Source organism: Hymenobacter sp. B81 (assembly GCF_044628455.1).
Taxonomy (GTDB): domain Bacteria; phylum Bacteroidota; class Bacteroidia; order Cytophagales; family Hymenobacteraceae; genus Solirubrum.
In genome coordinates this window covers 656,087-675,363 of record NZ_JBIYZW010000001.1, presented here as the reverse complement: position 1 = coordinate 675,363, position 19,277 = coordinate 656,087, and the positions used below count along the sequence as shown (strand labels likewise).

19 protein-coding genes and 1 pseudogene are annotated in these 19,277 nt (G+C 59.2%); 15 read left to right on the top strand and 5 right to left on the bottom strand.

The annotated features are described in order from the left end of the window. Nucleotides 1-615: 615 nt before the first annotated feature. The 5 genes and pseudogenes from ACE191_RS02950 to ACE191_RS02930 form a co-directional block, all read right to left on the bottom strand. Complete coding sequence (locus ACE191_RS02950) at nt 616-759, bottom strand: hypothetical protein (protein ID WP_400192306.1); 144 nt, start codon at nt 757-759, stop codon at nt 616-618. 259 nt (nt 760-1,018) lie between these two features. Next, nucleotides 1,019-1,126: pseudogene (locus tag ACE191_RS02945) on the bottom strand (HNH endonuclease); the annotation flags it as partial. Nucleotides 1,127-1,460: 334 nt separating this feature from the next. After that, entirely contained in the window at nt 1,461-1,739 is a 279-nt protein-coding gene (locus tag ACE191_RS02940; RefSeq protein ID WP_400190690.1) for a hypothetical protein, read from the bottom strand. 1 nt (nt 1,740) lies between these two features. Then, a complete protein-coding gene (locus ACE191_RS02935) occupies nt 1,741-2,154 on the bottom strand; it encodes a hypothetical protein (protein WP_400190689.1) in 414 nt (137 codons plus the stop codon). 6 nt (nt 2,155-2,160) lie between these two features. Next, on the bottom strand, nt 2,161-2,694 hold the full coding sequence (locus tag ACE191_RS02930; RefSeq protein ID WP_400190688.1) for a hypothetical protein: 534 nt from the start codon (nt 2,692-2,694) through the stop codon (nt 2,161-2,163). A gap of 195 nt (nt 2,695-2,889) precedes the next feature. Between ACE191_RS02930 and ACE191_RS02925 the strand changes: the two genes are divergently transcribed. The 15 genes from ACE191_RS02925 (at nt 2,890) to ACE191_RS02855 (ending at nt 19,251) form a co-directional block, all read left to right on the top strand. Beyond that, nucleotides 2,890-3,066 carry a hypothetical protein gene (locus tag ACE191_RS02925; protein ID WP_400190687.1) on the top strand — a complete coding sequence of 59 codons (177 nt, stop codon included), beginning with the start codon at nt 2,890-2,892 and terminating at the stop codon, nt 3,064-3,066. A gap of 94 nt (nt 3,067-3,160) precedes the next feature. Beyond that, complete coding sequence (locus tag ACE191_RS02920; protein ID WP_400190686.1) at nt 3,161-3,526, top strand: hypothetical protein; 366 nt, start codon at nt 3,161-3,163, stop codon at nt 3,524-3,526. Between the two features lie 261 nt (nt 3,527-3,787). After that, the gene (locus ACE191_RS02915; RefSeq protein ID WP_400190685.1) at nt 3,788-4,774 is read left to right on the top strand and encodes an AAA family ATPase; all 987 of its coding nucleotides are present in this window, start codon (nt 3,788-3,790) and stop codon (nt 4,772-4,774) included. Then, entirely contained in the window at nt 4,767-7,493 is a 2,727-nt protein-coding gene (locus tag ACE191_RS02910; RefSeq protein ID WP_400190684.1) for a S8 family peptidase, read from the top strand. The genes ACE191_RS02915 and ACE191_RS02910 overlap by 8 nt, the downstream gene beginning before the upstream one ends. A gap of 239 nt (nt 7,494-7,732) precedes the next feature. Beyond that, nucleotides 7,733-8,230: a hypothetical protein gene (locus ACE191_RS02905; RefSeq protein ID WP_400190683.1), complete on the top strand. Its 498-nt coding sequence runs from the start codon at nt 7,733-7,735 to the stop codon at nt 8,228-8,230. Between the two features lie 555 nt (nt 8,231-8,785). Further along, complete coding sequence (locus ACE191_RS02900; protein ID WP_400190682.1) at nt 8,786-9,175, top strand: hypothetical protein; 390 nt, start codon at nt 8,786-8,788, stop codon at nt 9,173-9,175. Nucleotides 9,176-9,469: 294 nt separating this feature from the next. After that, a complete protein-coding gene (locus tag ACE191_RS02895; RefSeq protein WP_400190681.1) occupies nt 9,470-9,745 on the top strand; it encodes a hypothetical protein in 276 nt (91 codons plus the stop codon). Next, entirely contained in the window at nt 9,742-9,960 is a 219-nt protein-coding gene (locus ACE191_RS02890; protein ID WP_400190680.1) for a hypothetical protein, read from the top strand. The genes ACE191_RS02895 and ACE191_RS02890 overlap by 4 nt, the downstream gene beginning before the upstream one ends. After that, nucleotides 9,957-10,403: a hypothetical protein gene (locus tag ACE191_RS02885; RefSeq protein ID WP_400190679.1), complete on the top strand. Its 447-nt coding sequence runs from the start codon at nt 9,957-9,959 to the stop codon at nt 10,401-10,403. The genes ACE191_RS02890 and ACE191_RS02885 overlap by 4 nt, the downstream gene beginning before the upstream one ends. Further along, nucleotides 10,400-10,813 carry a hypothetical protein gene (locus ACE191_RS02880; protein WP_400190678.1) on the top strand — a complete coding sequence of 138 codons (414 nt, stop codon included), beginning with the start codon at nt 10,400-10,402 and terminating at the stop codon, nt 10,811-10,813. The genes ACE191_RS02885 and ACE191_RS02880 overlap by 4 nt, the downstream gene beginning before the upstream one ends. Beyond that, nucleotides 10,814-11,317: a hypothetical protein gene (locus ACE191_RS02875; RefSeq protein ID WP_400190677.1), complete on the top strand. Its 504-nt coding sequence runs from the start codon at nt 10,814-10,816 to the stop codon at nt 11,315-11,317. 3 nt (nt 11,318-11,320) lie between these two features. Further along, entirely contained in the window at nt 11,321-13,393 is a 2,073-nt protein-coding gene (locus ACE191_RS02870; RefSeq protein WP_400190676.1) for a hypothetical protein, read from the top strand. After that, complete coding sequence (locus ACE191_RS02865; protein ID WP_400190675.1) at nt 13,390-13,716, top strand: GNAT family N-acetyltransferase; 327 nt, start codon at nt 13,390-13,392, stop codon at nt 13,714-13,716. Before ACE191_RS02870 ends, ACE191_RS02865 begins: the two co-directional genes overlap by 4 nt. Next, on the top strand, nt 13,713-15,917 hold the full coding sequence (locus ACE191_RS02860; protein ID WP_400190674.1) for a hypothetical protein: 2,205 nt from the start codon (nt 13,713-13,715) through the stop codon (nt 15,915-15,917). The genes ACE191_RS02865 and ACE191_RS02860 overlap by 4 nt, the downstream gene beginning before the upstream one ends. Nucleotides 15,918-15,921: 4 nt before the next feature. Beyond that, nucleotides 15,922-19,251, top strand: coding sequence for a hypothetical protein (locus ACE191_RS02855; protein ID WP_400190673.1), 3,330 nt, complete (start codon nt 15,922-15,924; stop codon nt 19,249-19,251). Nucleotides 19,252-19,277: the final 26 nt, after the last annotated feature.

Here is a 19,277-nt window from a genome sequence, read left to right as displayed (position 1 = left end):
GTATGCTTCTGGTTTTCCCCACCGCATCGGCTGGTACGCTTGAGGAGAAATAGCACGGGCTTTCACAAAGGCTACCACGGCCTGTTGCTCAGTGCTGAGTAAGTGACTGTCAGGAGAGCAGGCAAGCAGAGAGAGGATTGGCAAACAGCGAAGACTCATCATAGTCGCCAAGATAGGCTGACTGTTCAACAAAAGTTGTGAAAGCAAAAAGCCCCAGCCATTCAGCCAGGGCTTTTAATTAACTCAACTGCGCTGCCTTTCTCTTGGCTCTGCTTCTGGCCTGCGCTGCGCGCTTACATGCCTTGCACCCCCACGCGCCATGGTCCAAGAACACGTTGTCTGTGCTCAGAGCGTGCCCGTGAAGGCAATGTGACTTGGTCAAGGCAGGAGGACAGGCTTTCCTGCGCTGCTCAAATGCCTGCTTGCATTCTTTGCAAACGGGACCTGTAGGTGTGATAACGGCATTCTCAGGGGTCAGTGGGTGCCCCTTACGGCAATATTTTTTCATCGCGGGCACCACGCCAGCCTTGAGCGCCGCTCGCTTTATGTCCCTTTTGATTCGAGCACAGGCGAGACAATAGACACCTCGCTTGCTCTGCCCTCTGTTTTCGGGTGTCATTTCGTGCCCTTGAAGGCACCGCTTTTCGCGAAGCTCTGCGGCTTGACGTCGGGCTTGTTCGCGCTGCTGCCGCTTGGCTTCTTGATCGCGTTGTTTCTCGGCCGTCTTTCTGTTTCTTTCTGCTTCGCGGTCTTCTGCACATTGCCGGCATCTACGCCGCTCCAGTTTGTCGAAATAGCTATTCTCCTCGTTCAGCATGTGCCCTCTTAAGCAGCATGCATCCGTTTGCCTTCGCCGGTTTCTAGTCATCTGGCATGCTTTGCATTCCCTGCGTGGGGCGCCTGTAGCGGAAAACCGCTGTAGCGTATTACCCTTCGTGAAAGCATGTCCATGCTTGCATTGGTCTTTTTTCTGCTGATGGTGCCGCCCCTTTGCCAGCATATCTTGCACGTTGTCAGAAGCTGTGCCTATAAACAAATGTGCTGGGTTGACGCAGCCTGGATTGTCGCATTGGTGACAGACAAATAGCTTTTCGGGTAGTTTCCCGTGCTCCAACAGGTACGCCATCCGATGGGCTATAAATGGTGACTTCCTGAACGAGAAGGAGCCATAGCCGTTCGGATTGCGCACGCCGAGCCACTCCCAGCACCCTTTCTCAGTGTCTGCGACCTGACACCAAAATCTGGTCGCAACGTCAACAATTTCGGCTATGGAATCAAAAGGCAGGCTACCTCCCTCGTTCGCAATTGAATACAGCTTTTCCGCCGAAGCCTTAATTTTTGGCAGATGCGCTAGGGCCTTTTCAAGGTCTTCCGCGGTTGTTGGCCGGCCAGCAAGCCTAACAGCGCGTGGAGCTAGTGATTTACTCATCTTGGTTTATTCAGTTGTATTAGCCCCCTGCTCATGGCACAATGGGCAGGGAGTGGGCGGCATCGTTGCGGGCGGCAGCGGCTTCCTTGAGCAGCTGGTCGCGCCGGGTTTCGGCATCCTCGGCTAGGTCCGACAGCAGCCCGTTGGCCAGCTCCCGCCCCACGGGCAGCGTCAGGGCCTGGGTGCGGGTGCGCAGCGTCAGCTCGTAGACGCCCTCGGCCAGCATGCGCCGCAGCTGGTCCATCTCGGCCTCGGCCAGGCCCGCCACCTGCTCCAGGCGGCGGGCTTCTTCCAGGAAAAACGGGTCCATCTCAGTGCACGGGCAAGGTGACGTAGTGGCTCACGCGCCAGAGCTGCACGGCCGGGTCGTGCCAGTCGATAACCACCGGGGACGACATGGCTTCGTCGGGGTTGTCGTAGCTCAGACGCAGGGCGTAGGGCGCGGTCAGCACCTCCACCAAGCGGCCCACGTAGCGGGGGCATTCGGTCACGGTCACGGCGTAGACGTGGCCGAGCGTGACGTCTTGGGGCGTGGGGACGGGCTCCATCGCCACAATGCAGCCTTGGGGGAAGGCCGGGGCCATGCCCGCGCCCAGGAAGGCGAATTGGCGCAAGGTGTCGAGCCGGCCCGAGGCGGCGGCCTCGTCCAGCACCCGGCCAGCCAGCCAGGGCAAGCCCGGCTCCGGCCGAAAGGCCGGAGCCGGGGAAAGCGTGTGCGGTGCCATGCGGCCCTAGTGCTGCAGAAAGGACAGGAAGGCCGAGGCCCCGGCTTCGTGGGCGGCCCACAGGGCGGCCTCGCGCTCGTCGGCTACGCGCCGCACGTTCTGGAGCCAGAGCGCCAGTCGGCGTTGGTCGTCGGTTTGGTAGGCGTTGTCGTTGGCCCGCACCCGCTCGGCCATAGAAAACACGCTGTTGCTCATGGCCTGCATCAGAAACAAGCGGCACTGCCGCAGACAGGCGGCCGTGTACTCGGCGGCCGGAATCGGCCGGGCCACCGCGACGGTGCGCTGCTGGGCCGCAGCCACGGCGCGCTCGGCCGCGACGCGGGTGACGTTGCGCAGCCACAAGGCGAGGCGAAACAGGCTGTCGCAGGCCAGGGCGTTGGCAGCGGCGCGGGCGCGCTCTTCGTCGGTGAAGACCGGGGCGGCCAGGGCAGCGGCCAGGGCCTTGCGAGCGGCGGTGAAGCGGGCGGCGTTGTAGGCGCCGTTGCCAGGGAGGGCTTGGGCAGTTACCGCTGCCGATTGCCCGGTAGATGCGTTTTGCATTACCTTTGGAGTTAGTTAGGTTGACGAATCAGGGTTACCGCCCTGGTTCCGAATCGGGAGGCTGTCTGTTACCGCAGGCAGCCTCTTTCTCTTTCAGAACACTACAAATATACAAGCATATTTCTAGAAAACAAGCAATGAGCTTTTATTTTACTTGCTTATTTCTAGTTTTATTCTTGTTGCTATATTTGCCTCATGAAAGCAGATAAGCCCGCACGCAAGCCTCAACTCAACATAGCCTTAGAGCAGGAGGAAAAAGACTTAGTAGAGGCTGTTGCCAAGGCCCGGGGGGTTACCGTGTCAAGCTTGATTCGACTGCTTGCCTTTGACGAGGCGCGGCGGCTGGGCATGAAGCTGCCAGGGCAGGGCTAAGCCCCCTACCCTAGCCACCTCGCCTGCGAATAAGTATGTCGTAATATCTGGGGCTCCCACAGCGCTACGCCCGAACATCAACTTCTCTCACCCCATGACCCGCCAAGAAACGCTGCCCTATCTCAAACTGGTGCTCAGCCGTGACCTAAATGATAACCTCACCGCTATGGGGTTACGCACCGTCCTCTCCGTGGTGATTAAAGACATCAACAACATTGATATTCAGCCGAATGAAGAGGCATTTTTGCTTAAGCGCCGTTTAGCAGTTACGACTTTGCAGGGCATCCTGTCACGAGAAGCATCCAACGCGGTACACTCCGAACGGGCCAGCAAGAGCAAGAAAGATCAAACGAAGATTTATACCGCCCGCAGCGATTACCAAAAGGCTGTTGCTGCCATAGAAGAGGCTATTCGTGACTTTGTTCAAGCAATGGAACAAGCCGAAGGAGCAGAAAAGTAACGACAGCTATGACCCTACACCTGATCTAATGCCTCGGTTCCGACAAGCCTTGGTTTACGCCTTCATTCTCTTCTACTCAACCGTACAAATTGAGTAACTTTGCTTTTACTATTTGGGTTAGCCTAATAAGGCGCATCTCATATGGCCCTTATGCTAAGCTTGACAGCCTCACGCACAAGGATTTGTGGAAAAATGCGTTGCTAAAGAAATTGGCAAAGTAGCAGCCTGTGGTTCCAGGCTAGTAATCTCTTCCTATTCAAGATGGCACGCGCTGACTTATTGTTGAAGCTTGTAAGAGCCAGCCTGTCCGGCGATTCCAATCTTATAAAAAAGGTTGTACAAGCTGTAATCGCCGAAGAAAGAGTAAAGCAACATAACGTTATTGCGAATCAGTTAGAAGAGGCCCTGAATACCTTTCCTGCTTCACTGGCTCCATCCCCGAGTCGCTCAGTAACGCCTGTTCTTTATGATAAAATTGATAGCTTTCTATATTCTATCAGCCCCAATAAGCCTCTCGGCAACTTAGTACTTAATAGCTTAGTCGTTAATGCTATCCGCGAATTCGTCTTAGAATTTGCCCGTGCTGATGTGCTGCGTTCTTATAGTCTAGAGCCCCGAAATAGGGTTCTGCTTGTTGGCGAACCCGGAAATGGCAAAACGTCTATTGCCGAAGTCATTGCTACTGAACTCATGTTGCCCATGTTCGTCATTCGCTACGATGGCATCATAGGGAGTTATTTGGGCGAAACGGCAAGTCGCTTAGAGAAGATGTTCAACTTCATTAAAACACAACAATGTGTTTTATTTTTTGATGAATTTGATGCAATTGGAAAAGAGCGCGGAGACGAGCATGAGACCGGCGAAATAAAGCGCGTAGTAAGCTCGTTACTTTTGCAGATTGATAAGCTTCCAAGCTATGTTATAGTAGTAGCAGCCACAAACCACTCTGAACTACTTGACAAGGCTGTTTGGCGTCGTTTTCAAATAAAACTAAATATTGACAAGCCAAACAAGGACTTAATTAAGAATTGGCTTGATCGTTTTGAATCCAACTTTGGCCATAAACTTCCAGCGGCGAAGGCTAGTATTGTTAATAAACTCCATGGACTCAGTTTCGCTGAGATAGAAGAGTTTGGTTTATCCATTAGGCGTCGATTCGTATTATCAATGCCCGCGCCAAATTTGCGAGAGATAGTAAATTTTTCTCTTGAGGAAGTAGAAGATAAAAAGGGATTTAACAATGCCTAGGAGACCAATTCTGATTTTCCCTAAGGGAGTAAATGCATCGTATACCAAAGGCAGTAGACCAACTTTTGATGCGCCTAAAGTCAATATACGAAAGCAAGAAAAGGAATTTAGGCAGAAGTGGCAGGACCTAAGGAAGGACTTCCATGACTTCCATCTTTCTGACACTATTTCCAACAGCATATCAGAGATGGTGCTGGTCCTGGAAGTGTTTGGCACAGTCGATGATTTTTACAAGGCAGTTCTAGAAACGGACGAGTTGCAATTTTTGGGTCACGAATTCGACTTTACACCTATTGCAGTTGAAAGCGACCCTGATATTGAAGATGATAAAGGGGGATTAGATCCAGAGTATCCACAAACTAGTAGGGTGTTCTTAACGCTCCAGAATGAGCAAAGTCTAAATAAAATCCTCTCACTGTGGGATTCCTATGTTAATAAAAGGGAGTTTGCCGATCGCACGAATCTATTTAAGAACCTATTCAGGCTTTTGAAAGATGTGCGCCTATATAGCGTAGAAGACCGTTTGCGTGATACTGGGTTTAGGGAATATGTAGCAGAGATGGCGCAAATCGATGATTCACCTATATTGACCGAAATAGAACTATTAATAGTAAATAGAAAGATTCGCCCTGGCTCAATAACACGCCGTAATGGCTCAATTGTGTTACGGCCGAACTCAGAGGAAACTGACTGGGCAGGTAACCAAGAAGTATATGAACGCTTTAAAAATTTAGTAGAGGAATATGGCGGAGAGGTTATTGCTGGATCACGCACATTTATTCCGGAAATACGCTACCATGCGTTAGCCGCACGTATTCCGCTAAATCTACTACATAACTTAAGCAACAACACTGATGTAGAACTACTTAAGGCACCCCAAGTAATATTCTTTCGCCCACTAGGCCAATATAGCTGGACAGGCCACCTTGACGAGGATTTAGGTGACCAATCACTTAATGAGATAAACGAGGAGTTCTTAAGCACTCCTGAGGGTGAACCCATCGCGGCTTTGCTTGATGGTCTTCCATTGCAAAACCATGCAGCATTGGCTAATCGCCTAACCATCGATAGCGAAGGCGTTGATGAATCCCAATACCCAGCAGCAGACAGAGTTCACGGTACAGCGATGGCCACGCTCATTACCCGTGGTGATTTAAGCGATACAAGTGCCCAACCATTAAAACACAAACTCTACGTCCGACCCATACTTGTACCAGGCCAGGCGTTAGATGGAAGTGCTATTGAAGAGTTCCCGCGATTCAAGCTTCCTGTCGATATAATCCACAGGGCTGTGAGGCGCCTTTTTGATGGAGATGCAGGCGAGGCCCCAGTAGCACCGGGTGTCAAAATTATTAACTTGTCCGTAGGAGACCCATCTAGGCCATTTCATCATAGCATGAGCGCGTGGGCACGTTTGATAGATTGGCTTTCATGCAAATACAACGTTCTTTTTATCATTAGCGCAGGAAATATTTCTTCAAATATTGAATTATCTGTTTCTGAAGCATCATTTATTTCTTCAACTCCAGAAGAAGTCGAGCAGCATCTTTTGAAACACATGGTTTCTGATAATATTAACCGCAAAATACTTACACCTTCAGAATCAATTAATGCAATTACTGTTGGGTCGGCTCAATCAGATGCTGGACCAGATACTTGGATAAATGCAGCAGGTCGGCTTACTCTTATCCAAGACAAGCAGCTTCTAAGTCCTATTAGCAGAATTGGGTTTGGTTATAGAGGCTCTATTAAGCCAGAAATCTTAATGCCCGGCGGCCGTAAATGCTTCCGAAAGTATGCTTTTAACCCTAATCCAGATACAACAACAATTTTAAGAATAGAGAATTTTAAGTTTAGTAAACACCCTCCTGGCACAAGAGTAGCTGTACCAAGTACAACCGGTTCGCTACGTGATACGGGCTATTTAACCGGAACAAGTGGAGCCGCGGCCCTAGCGACACGCTTAGCATGCCAGATTCACGAAATGCTAGATGCGCTCAACTCTGCCAACCCTTCGGCTGAGCAGATACCAGATAGCTACTATACCGTCCTAATAAAGGCCCTTTTAGTTCATGGTGCTGGCTGGGGTAATAGTAGTCGCCGGCTTTATGATATTATCGAAGCGAAACCTGGGGTGCCGCCAAAATTTGTAAAGAAACATATCACACCTTATCTAGGCTATGGCTTAGTAGATCCTCAACGTGTCCTTAGTTGCACAGCTAGCCGTGTTACACTCCTTGGGTGGGGTGACTTAATGGATGAAAAGGCCCACGAGTTCTTATTCCCACTTCCTGAAGCTTTAGAAGGATTAAGTATCGAGAAGCGTCTCACCATCACCCTTGCATGGTTAAGTCCCACCAATTGGCTGTCGCGCAAGTACCGTCAGGCACGCATGTATATCGTCAATATCACAGGTAGAAATTATGCCGGTAATGGTGAAATACTAAGCTTTGAGAGAAAAGGGGTAGACTGGAAAACCACACGGCGTGGAACAGTTCAACATGATTTATTAGTTGGTGACCAAGCCGAGGTTTATGTCCAAGATGGCAACTTAGTTGTCAAGGTTGACTGCAGAAGGGATGCTCCCGGACTTGCCAAGGCCGACCTTACTAAATACGGCATAGCAGTTACCCTAGAAGTGAATGAGCGAACCGGTATTGAAATTTATGAACAGGTCCGCGATAAACTTGCAGGCGTTAGAATCAGACCAACTTCTTAGAGGGCTCCGCCTATCAAGTGAGCGATTTTGCTCCGGCTAACAGACTAGCGTTATTCACTCATTCCCAATATAACACCTTCAATGGAGAAGCATTTTTTTAAATAATCCACATACTGAATTTACATTCCAATTATTAGCCAATTGACCTAAGTAATTAATAAGTGCACAACTTGTTTTTCTCTTAAAGCTTCATGACAAGGCAGCAAGAAATTAATTACATCCACGCCATCTTGGATTTCATGCTTACTCAAGATGGCAACCACTACCATGGTTTCAATGACCCTAATTTTGGTTTTAGTGCTGACGAAGCCAAAATTATTAGACAACAAATGGTGGTTGAAGGTTTGATTACCAAACAAGATACGCGTCATGGGAAAGTATCAATACTAACTCACACTGGCTTTAGAATTGCACGCAGTGAAGGCGGCTATAAAGGAGTTAAGCTGAAAGAACAAATTGCATTAGAACAGCAACGGCTCGCACAGCAAGAGCAGTGGCTGCGCGAACAGGAGCAGCTTTCTCTTAATCGAGTGAGTACAAATGCAGCTGTAAGCAGCGCTAAGTGGGCCCGAATAAGTGGCTGGATTGCAGCAGGCAGTTTACTGGTTGCCATTATTGCTGCTGTGATTGCTTGGCAAGCCAACACTACCAGCAATAGTACCGAAGAAAGGCTACGAGTATTAGAAGCAAAATCAAAGAGTAGTGGGACTCATCCTCGTGAGACCCCTGCCCCATAAGTCCTTGTATTGCTATGAAAGCACAAGGCGCCTGAAATAAAACATTCCTTATCTGACCATTATTTCATGACGAAGCGACACATACCAAACCACTTATAGATCGAAAACGTCACCTACCCTGACAAAAGCGGCAACTAGGCGCACGTATAATGTATAATCATGGCGCGAATGGATAGAACTCGGCAATGGCACGACGTGTGAGAAGGTCCGCCGCTGCCGGTCAACTTCCCCGGCGTTCCACAACCTAATGCCAAAGATTCTATTAACCTATGACCTGTCTGTCCCCCCTGGGCGTCACAGCGAAGTAAAAGCCCTCATGAAGAGCAAGGGCTATGTCGATACTTGGCATATGCCATCTACTCCCGATAAGCATCACCCTCTACCCAATACTTGTTTGCTTGGCCTCACCACCCAGGCACAAGCCATAATAGACCTGAAGGAGGCAGTACGGCAGGCTGGGGCGCGCTTGGAGATGGTGGTAGCCGCTGAGTTCTCCGGCTTCGCTGCCGAGCAAGTTAACCCACGTGGGTAGTCCGAACCCTTCAATTGCTATTTATGAGCCTGCCCCTCGTCATCACCAACGTTGAAAACACGACCCAACCTGAGCGCATCTTCTTGCACGCAAAGGAGGCGTTGAATCTCAATGATTACCTCATTTACGATGCCACCTTTACGGATGAAGAGCACCAGTCCAACAAAGGGCGGCACGTATACCGCTTCCCCACCCACCTAGTGGCAAAGGATGCACGAATCGTCCTTGAGATAGGCCCAGGTCCGCGCAAAGGCAACCCTGTGGACCTTACCGTAGGCACTACAGCCAATGTCAAGGGACACCGGCATTACTGGGACCGCAAAGCGCCGATCATCAACAACACAGGCGATAAGCTTACGCTGGTAAGAATTGCCAGTGACAATATCTTCACGGTGCCTGCTGCCAAGAAGTAAACATGGTTCAGCCCAGTTGTACAAGCCCGCCCTCCACAGGGGCGGGCTTTTTTATGCCCTTCCATCCCTGCGCAGGGCGCGTGCAACAAAAGGGGTGGCCGGATTCCGCGCCCGGGCACGCACGCGGGTAGCTTTGAAGAGATTCGTTGGCTGCCTCGCTTCGGGTCACGCGCAAGCAGCTCCTCGAGGAGTACGACGCCGACACCGTCTACGCCCAGCTGAGGCTGGAGCAAGCCAAATCCGCCTACCAACGCCGCTTAGCGGCTATTCACCGAGACAAACACAAGTAAGACCATGGCAACACCCATCGAATTCGCCGAGCAGAACACCCTCCTCAAAGCAGCGCCTGGCACCGAGTCCTGGGTGCGTGACCTGCCGATCTACCGCCAGTTTCCGGACGGGGTGAATGATCAATGCGTGGTGTCGTGCTGGGAGCTTTCCCCGGAAGAGCTGGCAGAGGTAGCCCGCACTGGCCGCGTGTACTTCCAATGCTTTGGTACCACGCACCCGCCGGTGTCCATTTGGGGCACGTCCCCATTTCGTCACGTCGGCGCACCCGAGACGCCATGAGCCGCCGCCGCACAGACCCGCCGCGCCCCTGCGGCAAGAAGAAGCTCGGGGAGCTAAAAGCGCAGGGTGTGGTCGACGCGGCCCGCCGCTCCTCCCGGGAGCACCGCCAGGAGCAGCGGGTGTACTACTGCCGCGGCTGCGACGCCTGGCACACCACGAGCAAGCCTTACCTCACCGTCGCACAATACCGCGCCCAGCAGCGGTCCCCGCCATGACTCACACCGCCTACGAAATCGAGTTGGTCCCGAGTGAAACCGAGGGGGACTACTTCGAAGCCATGATGGCTACCATCACCGGGCTGTCGAAAGGGGAAATTCGGGAGCGGGTACCCGCGCAGCTGCTCGACGCGAAGCGGTGGCGCGGCGCCTCCTTCCGGGAAGTGGCCCACGCACTGGGCTACAACGTGCTGCCCCGCTTCGTCAAGTTCGACCCGGCCACTGCTTGGCCGTGCGTGCTGCGGATCAAGGTGCCCGAGCAGTGGGGGTGGAAGGGCTGCTGGTGGGCCCTGCTCTACAATCAGCGCGAAGTCTACGACGTGCAGCGAAACCAGAGCTACTCCCTGGAGCAATGGCAGCGCATCTGGCCCGAGTGCCGCATCACCAGCATGCTGCCCATCTGGATTTCCACCGAAACCACTTTATCTGCCTTCCAACGATGAACCACCAACCCCTCACCGATTTACTCGAGGAGCTGGCCACGGCCGCCGGCTGCGCCTCCTTCTGGCACGGCAAGCGCTCGGCCATGAACATCAACTACAACGAGCCCTTCCCCCAGGCCCACCTGTTCCTGATGCCCTCGCAGCTCAAGGGCGGGGCCATCACCACGCAGGTGGCCATGTGCTTCTACGGCAAGGACGAGCACGAAAACGGCAGCGAGCAGAGCATTGCCATCCAGAACGAGATGGACGTGCTCACCCAGCGGTTTCACGCGGCCTTCGCCGAGCAGGACGACGTGGAGCTGGTGGGCGACACCATGGAGCGGGTGCCGGTGCTGCGCCAGGGCGCGGGCATCGGCACGGGCTACTTCGTCAATTTCACCCTCACCCACCTGGCCCAGTGCCGCCCGTAGATGCTCGCCTCCGCTAAACTTGCCTTCGCCCAGTCGGCGCCGGAGCTGGTGGCCGCCTGCATCGAGCAGCTACGCCGCCACCCGCAGCCGCCCTACAACCGCCCGGCCGAGGCCTCGGGCCGCACGGCCCAGCAGATCCGGGAGGAACACGGCGACGACTTCCTGCAGGTGCTGGGCCCGGCCCACGCGCAGGCCCTCATCACCGGCCGCCGGCCCACCGGCACCGGTGCCGCGGCCGGCGCCGAGCCGCTGCGCGTCATCCTGGCCCAGTGGGCGCAGGACAAGGGCATCCAGCTCAGCCCCGGCATGAGCTACAAAAGCTTCGGCTTCCTGGCCGCCCGCAAGATTCACCAGCAGGGCACGGCCCTCTACCGCCTGCAAACCCCGTCGGCCATCTTCTCCGACGTGCTGACCCCGCAGCGCCTGGCCACGCTCAAAAGCCGCATCGCCGCCGGCGAGATGGTCGCCATTGCCTCCGAACTCCGCCACGCCCTCACTGCCTAGCCTATGGCCACGCTGACCCTCGACACACTCACCTTCGACAACTGCACCCTGGAGGTGCGCTACGACGACGCCACCGGCACCGTCACGGCCGTGCAGGTGGCCCCGCTCGGCCCGGACCTGCCCCCGGAGGGCACGCCAGCGCGCACCTACGAGCCGGGCACCACGATGCGTCAGTACCGCCGTGGCAACGACCGCGTCACGGTCACCAGCGACGCCTTTGCTCCCTACGGCGTGGAAACCATCGAAGCGGGCCACTACGCCGGCAGCTGCGACCTGGCCTTTACCCACCAGTTCGCCGGTACCACGCTCACCATCACGCCCACGACGTCGCACGGGCCGTGGTCGTCGCGGCTGAATAACCAGGGCTACCAGGCCGGCCGCACGGAGTACGCGAACCTGACGGCTGGCGCCACGGTGCGCGTGTGGGTGAAGGATGCGGCCGACTGCGAAACGTTCAAGGATTTGGTGGTACCCGCTGGCAGCCCGCACCCGGGCGTGCTGGTGGATTCGTTCACGGACGCCCAGGGCGTGCTCCACGAGATTTACTACGACGCGGCCCAGCCCATCGGGCAGCAGGTGGCCGACTACACCACGCCCCTCACGGCGCCGTATGCTGACCCGCTGCCCGAGGCCGAGCGCGGCCGAGCGGCCGACGCCTACCTCACGGCCTTCTGCGAGTCGCCCGACTACACCCGCGTCACCCTCACGGCGCAGCTCGACGAGCCCTATGCGGCGGTGCTGCGCGAGGCGTATTCGCCCCTCTGCGGCTTTACCCTGCCCGATGAGCTGACCCTCACCGCCCAGGGCGTAGCACCGACCACGGCCCAGGGCGGCGGCAGCATCACGGCCACGCCCGGCGGGGGCCTGGCCCCGCTGACGGTGCTGGTGGTGGAAACCGGCGACACCCAGCCGGGCGTGGCCACGCAGCCGGTGAGCTTCGCCGGCCTGGCCCCGGGTACCTATACGGTGCGTGCCACTGATAACTCCCTGATTCCCCAGATCGTGGAGGTGCCCGTCACCGTGCCGGCCTACACGGCCGCCGTGGTGGGCTGCGACGACCCGAGCGCCACCAACTACGACCCCAACGTCACCGAGCCCGACAACGCCCTCTGCCGCTACGCCCCGCGCTGGGTGGGCGTGTGGGCCCGCGGCGGCGTGCCGGTGCGCTTTACCCCGTCCGTCGAGGAGCCGGCCCCGGCCTACGTGACGGCCTCGCTCTGGGCGGGCTTCGCCGACGGGCACCCGCTGGCCGCCGAGCGGCCCCTGGCGTACGTGTGCGACGTGCGGGCGACCGTGAGCCCCACCGGCGTGGCCACGTTCGACCTGGCGCCGTATCTGCGGCCGCTGCTCGGCGCCCCGGGCGTGGGCGGCGCCCGCCGGCTCGACCTCAACAGCCCTACCGCGCACGCGGCCGACCTCTACGTCGGCTTCGGTCTGTTCGTGGGCGACACGCGCATCGCACACGGCTACGCCCTCAACAGCGCCCTCGACGAGGTAGACATGGAACAACTGCGCCTGCAGGCCCTGCCGCTCACGCCGTTCGGTACCGTCATCCCCCGCTGGCCCGGCTTCGACTACCTGGCCAGCTTCATGGCCGAGGACGCCACCGGCCGCATCGGCATCCTGAGCACCGGGCCGGCCGAGGCCGACGAGGAGTCCGCTTTCCGCGAAGTGTGGCTGCCCTGCGCCCGCTATCCGCTGCCGGTGGCCTGGCTCAACCCCGCCGGCGGCATCAGCTACTGGCTGTTCACCGGCCGGCCCGAGCACGGCGACGCCATCGGCGAGGGCCAGCTCTACCGCGAGGGCGGCACCGGGGAACGGCGCTACAGCAGCCGCGCCGAGTCGCTCCGGGCCGTGGCCGCCACGTCGGGCGTGTTCAGCCAGCGGGCCTTGCTGGAGGGCCTGCGCACCCTGCGCCGCGCCCCGCAGGCCTGGTACCAGCCCGACCCGCTGGGCCCCTGGGTGCCCATCGTGCTCGGTTCCGGGAGCGTTCCGGCCTACCGCGAGGGGCGCCGCCGCTACGAATTCACCATCAGCTTCTCCGAAGCCATCAGCCAACCCGTGCAAGGGCAATGATCCAACGACTCCATTCCGTGGTGGACGCCGACACCACCATCTACCTGCTGGCCCACGGGCCCAACGGTGTGCGCGGGGTGCTGCGCATCGACCCCGACGGCTACATCCTATCGGTGTTTGTGGAAGAGGCCGCCCGGGGGCAGGGGCTCGGCAGTGCCCTGCTGGACCAGGCATTTGCTGTGCTGCGCGAACTGGGCAAGCGCACGGTGGGCCTCTCGGTGCACCAAGACAACCACGGCGCCCGGCGGCTCTACGAGCGCCTGGGTTTCATGCCCTACATGCCCGGCCACGAGGGCTACACGCAATTCGTCAAGGTGCTATGAACAATCAGCTATTCGTCACCGGTGTGGAGCTGGACCTCGATGAGCAGGCCCTTCTCCTGCCCACTTTCCAAGTTTCCGATTTGTGCGAGCCGGACAAAATTCAGTCTGACTACACCCACGAAGCCTCCTTGCCCAGCACGGCCCGGAACCACCAGGTGCTGGGCCACGCCGCCTACGACAGCGAGACGGCCCGGGTGCCCTACCGCTCGCTGCCCGGGGTCATGCTCAAGGCCGACGGCGTGGAAATCATGCCGCGGGCCCGGCTGTACCTGAAAGGCTACTCGGGTGGGCGGTACCAGGTGCAGTTGGTGGCCGGCAACAAGCGGCTGGTGGAGGCCCTGGGCGAAAAGACCCTGCGCGAGCTGGACTTCTCGCGCTTCGACCACCTCTGGACCCTCGACAACGTGGCCCAGCGCGCTACCGCGGCGCACTGGGCTGCCCACGGCTGGGGCTACGAGCTCTTCGACCGTGGCAAGCCCGTCACGCCAGCGGCCACGCCCTTTACCGACCTGTACCCGACGCTGTCGGCGCGGCTGCTCTGGGAGCAGCTACTGGCCGATGCCGGCTTTACGGCCGAGCCCTGGCAGAGCGCACTGCTCGACCGCCTGGCCGTGCCGGCCGCGGAGCAGGGCACCTTTGCCGAGGATTTCCGCGAGGCCCGAGCATTGCGCGTGGGCCTAGGCCCCGGGCACGAGGACGGCAGCGGGCAGCCCAGCGCCAACCGCAACACGGTCACCCGGCAGATTCCTTTCGACGACTTCACGCGCGACATCGGCAACATGCCGCCCGTGGTGCCCTCGGTGCCCGGGGTGTACGACCCGGCCACCTTCAGCTACACGGCTGACCGCACGGTGTACGTCACAGCCGAGGCCCGCTGCGCCGTTGAGCTAACCGTAAGCTACGCGAAGGCCTCCGCGCAGGTGTACTTGCTCGTCAACGACCAGGAAGTTGTCGGAGGAGAGAAGGTCATTGTGGGGCGCGATGCGGCACCCTTCTCGGCACGCGCTGCGGTGCAGGGCCTGCTGCTGCAAGCCGGCGACGTGCTCACCGCCAAAGTGGTGCTGCGCGGCGAAGATCCCCTGGTGTTTACCGGGACCCGTTGGGGCTGGCGATTGTTCAGAGACGCAGCATTTAGCAATGGTTTCGGCTCCAGCGCTACCACCGTACCGGTAGACCGCTTCACCGTGACCGTCGACGAAGCCCTGCCGCCCGGCGCCGAGGTGCGCCTCCAGGACTGGCTTCCAGATATAAAATTATTGGACCTATTTAAAACGGTGGTGCAGCTCGGCGGGCTGACCGTGGCCACCGACCTCTACGACGACCACCTGCGCCTGTACCCGTCGCGGGCTCCACTCGACAACGTGGCCCGGGCCCGCGACTGGACCGGCAAGCGCGACCAGCCCGATGCGCCCCTGGGCATGCCCCGTGAGGTGAGTTACCGCGTGGGCAACTTCGGCCAGCGCAACTTCTTCCGCTACGCCGAGGATGATACCGTGACCGAGGGCTACGGCGACGGCGTGCTGCTCATCGACGACGCCACCCTGCCGCGCGAGTACGAGATGGTAAAGCTGCCCTTCGCCGCCTCCGAGCCGTCCCCTTCGGCGGCGGGCTTGCTGCGCATTGCCCGCTGGCGCGTGCGCGAAACCGACGACCCCTTTGCCGAGCCGGCCTACGAGAATGTGACGGCCAAGCCGCGGTTGGTGCTGCGCCACGGCACCACGCTGGCTGTGGGGCTGCGCGGCGGGCCGGACCCGGGAGACAACCCACAGGCCGACCCCGACTCGGCCGAGCAGCAGAAGTGGGTGGCGGCGCTGGCCCGGTTCAACACCCGGCGCGACGTGGCCATGCCCACCAGCTATTTCGACCTGGAGTCGGAGGCCGTTTCCCTCGATGCCGGACGCTACGTGCTGCCCGAGGCCTGGGCTGGCCTGCGGGCCATGCTCGCCGACACCCGGGCCCTCAAAGAGCGGTACCGCCTGAGCCCGCTGGATATTGCCACGTTCGACCCGAGTTTTCCCATCTGGGATGCTTCGTTAGGGGCGTACTTCGCCGTGAGGCGAATTTTAGAATACACCCCGACCCGCAGCGTGGAAGTGGAGCTGTTGCGCCTGCACCCCAGCTTCCTGCTGGCGCCCACCGGCCAGCCCGAGCTGGGCCGCGAGTTCGACGAGACTGAGCATTTCATTTCTGAATTCTACTAGCCCTATGGCCGACGAGACCGTAATCTTAAGAGTCCAGCTGGACGAAGCAAAAACGCAGGAGCGGCTGCAAGCGCTGGTGCTGGAGATTGAAAAAACCCGCACCGCGCAGGGCGACCTGAACGTGGCCCGGGCCAAGGGCAAGGTCACCGACGAGGAGTACGCCAAGCAAGCCGTCGCGCTGCGCCAGCAACTGAAGGCGCAAACCGTCGAGCAAACGGCCCACACCAAAAACCTGGAGCTCTACCGCGCCAGCGTAAACGGCGTGGCTGGAAGTTACGACCAAGTGCAAAACCAGCTCACGCTCGCGCAGCGCCAGTTCCGCGGCCTGGCCGATTCCTCCACCGACAGCACCGAAGAGACGAAGGCGCTCAGCGCTGTCATCCGGGAGCTTCGTGGAAATTTGAAAGAGCTCGATTCGACCAGTCTCGATCAACACTACCGCAACATCGGCAACTACCCCAAGGGGCAGATGGAGGACTTTGTGCGCGAGCTGGTCAAGCTGCGCGAGGAGGAAAAGAACCTGGCGGCCGGCTCCAAAGAGTTGGCCGCAAACCAGGACCGGCAGGTCGGGTTTATGACGGCGGCGCAGCGGGCCGCGGCGCAAGCCGGTAAGTCGTACAACGAGGCGTCGAAGGACATTGAGAACTATGCCCGCCAAATCCAGCCCGCCACGGCCGAACTCGTGCAGTTGGCGCAGGCCCAGAGCCGCTTGGTGGAGTCGGGCGAGCAAGCCTCGGAGTCGTTCAAAAAAATCGGGTTTCAGATCGGCAAGCTGGAAAAGGATATTCAGGAGGTGCCCGTTGAGACCAAGAAGGTATCGGACCGGCTGGCCGAGCTGGACGATACCACCGGTGCGTTCGGCGGCCGCATCAGCGGGCTGAAGGATGCCTGGACCAGCGCCAAGGGGGGCTTCGACACGGCCACCAAGGGCTTGAGCGGGGTGCGCGTGGCCATGCTGGCGGTGCCTATCTTCGCCATCATTGCGGGGCTCACGGCGCTGTACGCTTGGTTCACGCGCACACAGGAAGGGGCCGACTTTGTCGAGCGCAAGACCAAAGCCGTGTCCGTCGTCTTCGGGGTGCTGGCGGATAAAATCGCCCCGCTGGGCAAGGCCCTGGCCCAGGTGTTCGAGAACCCGGGCCAAGCCGTCCGGGATTTCGGCCAGCTGCTGGTCGACCAGGTGATTGTGCGGTTTCAGGCCCTGGGCGTGCTGCTGGAGGCGGTGCAAAACGGGGACCTGACCCAGCTTCGGGATGGATTTGTTCAACTCGGCACCGGCATCACCGACGCCACCGCGAAAGCGAAGGCCTTGCGCACCGAACTCCTGGACGCCGCGGCAGCCGGGGAGGACATTGCCCGCGAGTTCCAGCGCATCCGCGACGAGGAGCGGCGCATCAACGTGGAGCGGGCCCAGGCCAAGAAGGACATTGAGGCCCTGAAGCTGGTGGCCGAAGACGTGACCAAGTCGACGGCCGAGCGCTTAGAGGCGACGCGCGAGGCCTTTGCCTTGGAGCAGCGCAGTGTTGCGGCGCAGCTGCAAGCCCAGCGCGACCGGGTGGCCAACATGGAGCGCGAGGCCACGCTCACCAACCAGATGACAGCCGACAACGACGCCTTGGCCGAGGAGCGCATCAAGCTGGCGGAGTTGGAGGAAGGCAGCCTGACGCGGCAGATTGAACTCAACAACAAGCTCAACGAGCTGCGCCAGCAGGCCACCGAGCGCAGCCTGGCCGACAGCAAGGCGTACTACGAGCGGCTGGCCCTGCTGGCCGAGAAGGGCAGCCAGGCCGAACTCAACGCCCGCATCGGCGTGATCCGGGCCGAGCGGGACGCGCAGCTGGCGGCGCAGGGGCTGACGGCCAACCAGCGCCGGCTCATTGTCACCCAGGCGGAACAGCAAATCAGCGAAGTGCGGCAGGGCTTCCGCCAGGCGGAACTGCAAGCGCGGTTGGGCCAGCTGGACCTAGAACTACAGTCGGTGGCGCGCAACTCCGACGAGGAGCTGAACCTGCTGCGCCGCAAGCTCGACACCCAGCGCCGCCTCGAGCTGGCGGCCAAGGACCTCACCATCGGTCAGGTGCGCCTGATCAACGCGCGCGCAGCGGCCGAGGAAACCAAGCTCACCCTCGACAACGTGCGGGGGCGGGCGGCCGCCGCCCTGCAAATCGAGGTCAACAACATCGCCGCCCGCATGGCCTTCGTCGAGCGGGGTTCGGCCCAGGAGTTGCAGCTGCAGCGGGATGCCATCGAACGGCAACGGCAACAGCAGATAGCCGCCATCGACGAGCGGGCCAGCGCCGAGGAGCGGGCCAGCCAGGAGCGCGTCATCAACGCCCGGGCCGGCCAGCAGCAGGAAGAGCTGGTGTACCAGGACCGGCTCCGCGGGGTGCGTGCCTACTACCAGCAGGAGCGCAATGCCCTGGAAGAGGCCCGGGCCACAGGCCTGATTACCGAGCAGCAGTACCAGGGCACGCTCTACGAGCAGCAGCGCGCCGCCCTGGTGGCCCAGCGCGAGCTGGCCGTGCGCTTCGGCCGTGACACGGCTGAGCTCGACCAGCATCTCACGGACCTGAAGATTGCCAACCTGGACCGGCTGACGGATAAAGAGCGAGACGCGGCGCAACAGCGCGCCGCCATTACGGCCGAGCTGGCGCAGTTGGTAGGGCAGTTCTTTGCCGACTCGGTGAACAACGCCGGCCAGGCCCTAGACGATTTCGCTCGTAAGGCCATCCTCGTGCTCGTGGAGAGCGTCGAAAAGGCGATTCTGGCTGCCCAGATCAAGATTCTCACCGACTCCTTCTCGCGCCCCGACTCGGTTACCACCTTCGGGGCCTCGGGTGCGGTGCGGGCCGCGCTGATCATCGCGGCCACGACAGCCGCCACGGCGCCCATCAAGGCCCTGCTGTCGCAGCCGTCGGGCAACAAGTTCGCGCTCGGGGGCATTCCCGCAGAGGGCGGGGTGGTGATGGGCCCCGCCCATGCCCAGGGCGGGGTGCAGCTCTGGCACAAGTCCGGTGCGCACTTGGGCGAGATGGAAGGGCGGGAAATCATTTTGGCGAAGGGCGTGTACGACAGCCCCCTGCTCAGGCCCCTGGCCAGCATCTTGAACGTGATGGGCGGCGGGCGCCCGTTTTCGGGGTTCTCGCGCCACATGGCGCTGGGCGGGGTCACGCAATCCGCCTTTGTGCGCGATTCGCTCAGCGGGCACCCCATCGGCCTGGACTACGACCGGCTGGCCCAATCGCTGGGGAAGGTGAACATCTACACCAAGACCCAGGAGGTAATGACTTCAATGGAGAAGGTGAAGTACACGGAGGCGCTAAGCAGGGATTAGGCGAGTGGCAAGGAATCAATACATTG

Bases quoted from the DNA above. Each gene is read 5' to 3' on its own strand.
- ACE191_RS02885 (WP_400190679.1), top strand. From the start codon at position 9,957: ATGACTCACACCGCCTACGAAATCGAGTTGGTCCCGAGTGAAACCGAG.
- ACE191_RS02915 (WP_400190685.1), top strand. From the start codon at position 3,788: ATGGCACGCGCTGACTTATTGTTGAAGCTTGTAAGAGCCAGCCTGTCC.
- ACE191_RS02890 (WP_400190680.1), top strand. From the start codon at position 9,742: ATGAGCCGCCGCCGCACAGACCCGCCGCGCCCCTGCGGCAAGAAGAAG.
- ACE191_RS02910 (WP_400190684.1), top strand. From the start codon at position 4,767: ATGCCTAGGAGACCAATTCTGATTTTCCCTAAGGGAGTAAATGCATCG.
- ACE191_RS02900 (WP_400190682.1), top strand. From the start codon at position 8,786: ATGAGCCTGCCCCTCGTCATCACCAACGTTGAAAACACGACCCAACCT.
- ACE191_RS02920 (WP_400190686.1), top strand. From the start codon at position 3,161: ATGACCCGCCAAGAAACGCTGCCCTATCTCAAACTGGTGCTCAGCCGT.
- ACE191_RS02940 (WP_400190690.1), bottom strand. From the start codon at position 1,739: ATGGACCCGTTTTTCCTGGAAGAAGCCCGCCGCCTGGAGCAGGTGGCG.
- ACE191_RS02895 (WP_400190681.1), top strand. From the start codon at position 9,470: ATGGCAACACCCATCGAATTCGCCGAGCAGAACACCCTCCTCAAAGCA.
- ACE191_RS02865 (WP_400190675.1), top strand. From the start codon at position 13,390: ATGATCCAACGACTCCATTCCGTGGTGGACGCCGACACCACCATCTAC.
- ACE191_RS02860 (WP_400190674.1), top strand. From the start codon at position 13,713: ATGAACAATCAGCTATTCGTCACCGGTGTGGAGCTGGACCTCGATGAG.
- ACE191_RS02880 (WP_400190678.1), top strand. From the start codon at position 10,400: ATGAACCACCAACCCCTCACCGATTTACTCGAGGAGCTGGCCACGGCC.
- ACE191_RS02925 (WP_400190687.1), top strand. From the start codon at position 2,890: ATGAAAGCAGATAAGCCCGCACGCAAGCCTCAACTCAACATAGCCTTA.
- ACE191_RS02935 (WP_400190689.1), bottom strand. From the start codon at position 2,154: ATGGCACCGCACACGCTTTCCCCGGCTCCGGCCTTTCGGCCGGAGCCG.
- ACE191_RS02855 (WP_400190673.1), top strand. From the start codon at position 15,922: ATGGCCGACGAGACCGTAATCTTAAGAGTCCAGCTGGACGAAGCAAAA.
- ACE191_RS02905 (WP_400190683.1), top strand. From the start codon at position 7,733: ATGCTTACTCAAGATGGCAACCACTACCATGGTTTCAATGACCCTAAT.
- ACE191_RS02875 (WP_400190677.1), top strand. From the start codon at position 10,814: ATGCTCGCCTCCGCTAAACTTGCCTTCGCCCAGTCGGCGCCGGAGCTG.
- ACE191_RS02930 (WP_400190688.1), bottom strand. From the start codon at position 2,694: ATGCAAAACGCATCTACCGGGCAATCGGCAGCGGTAACTGCCCAAGCC.
- ACE191_RS02870 (WP_400190676.1), top strand. From the start codon at position 11,321: ATGGCCACGCTGACCCTCGACACACTCACCTTCGACAACTGCACCCTG.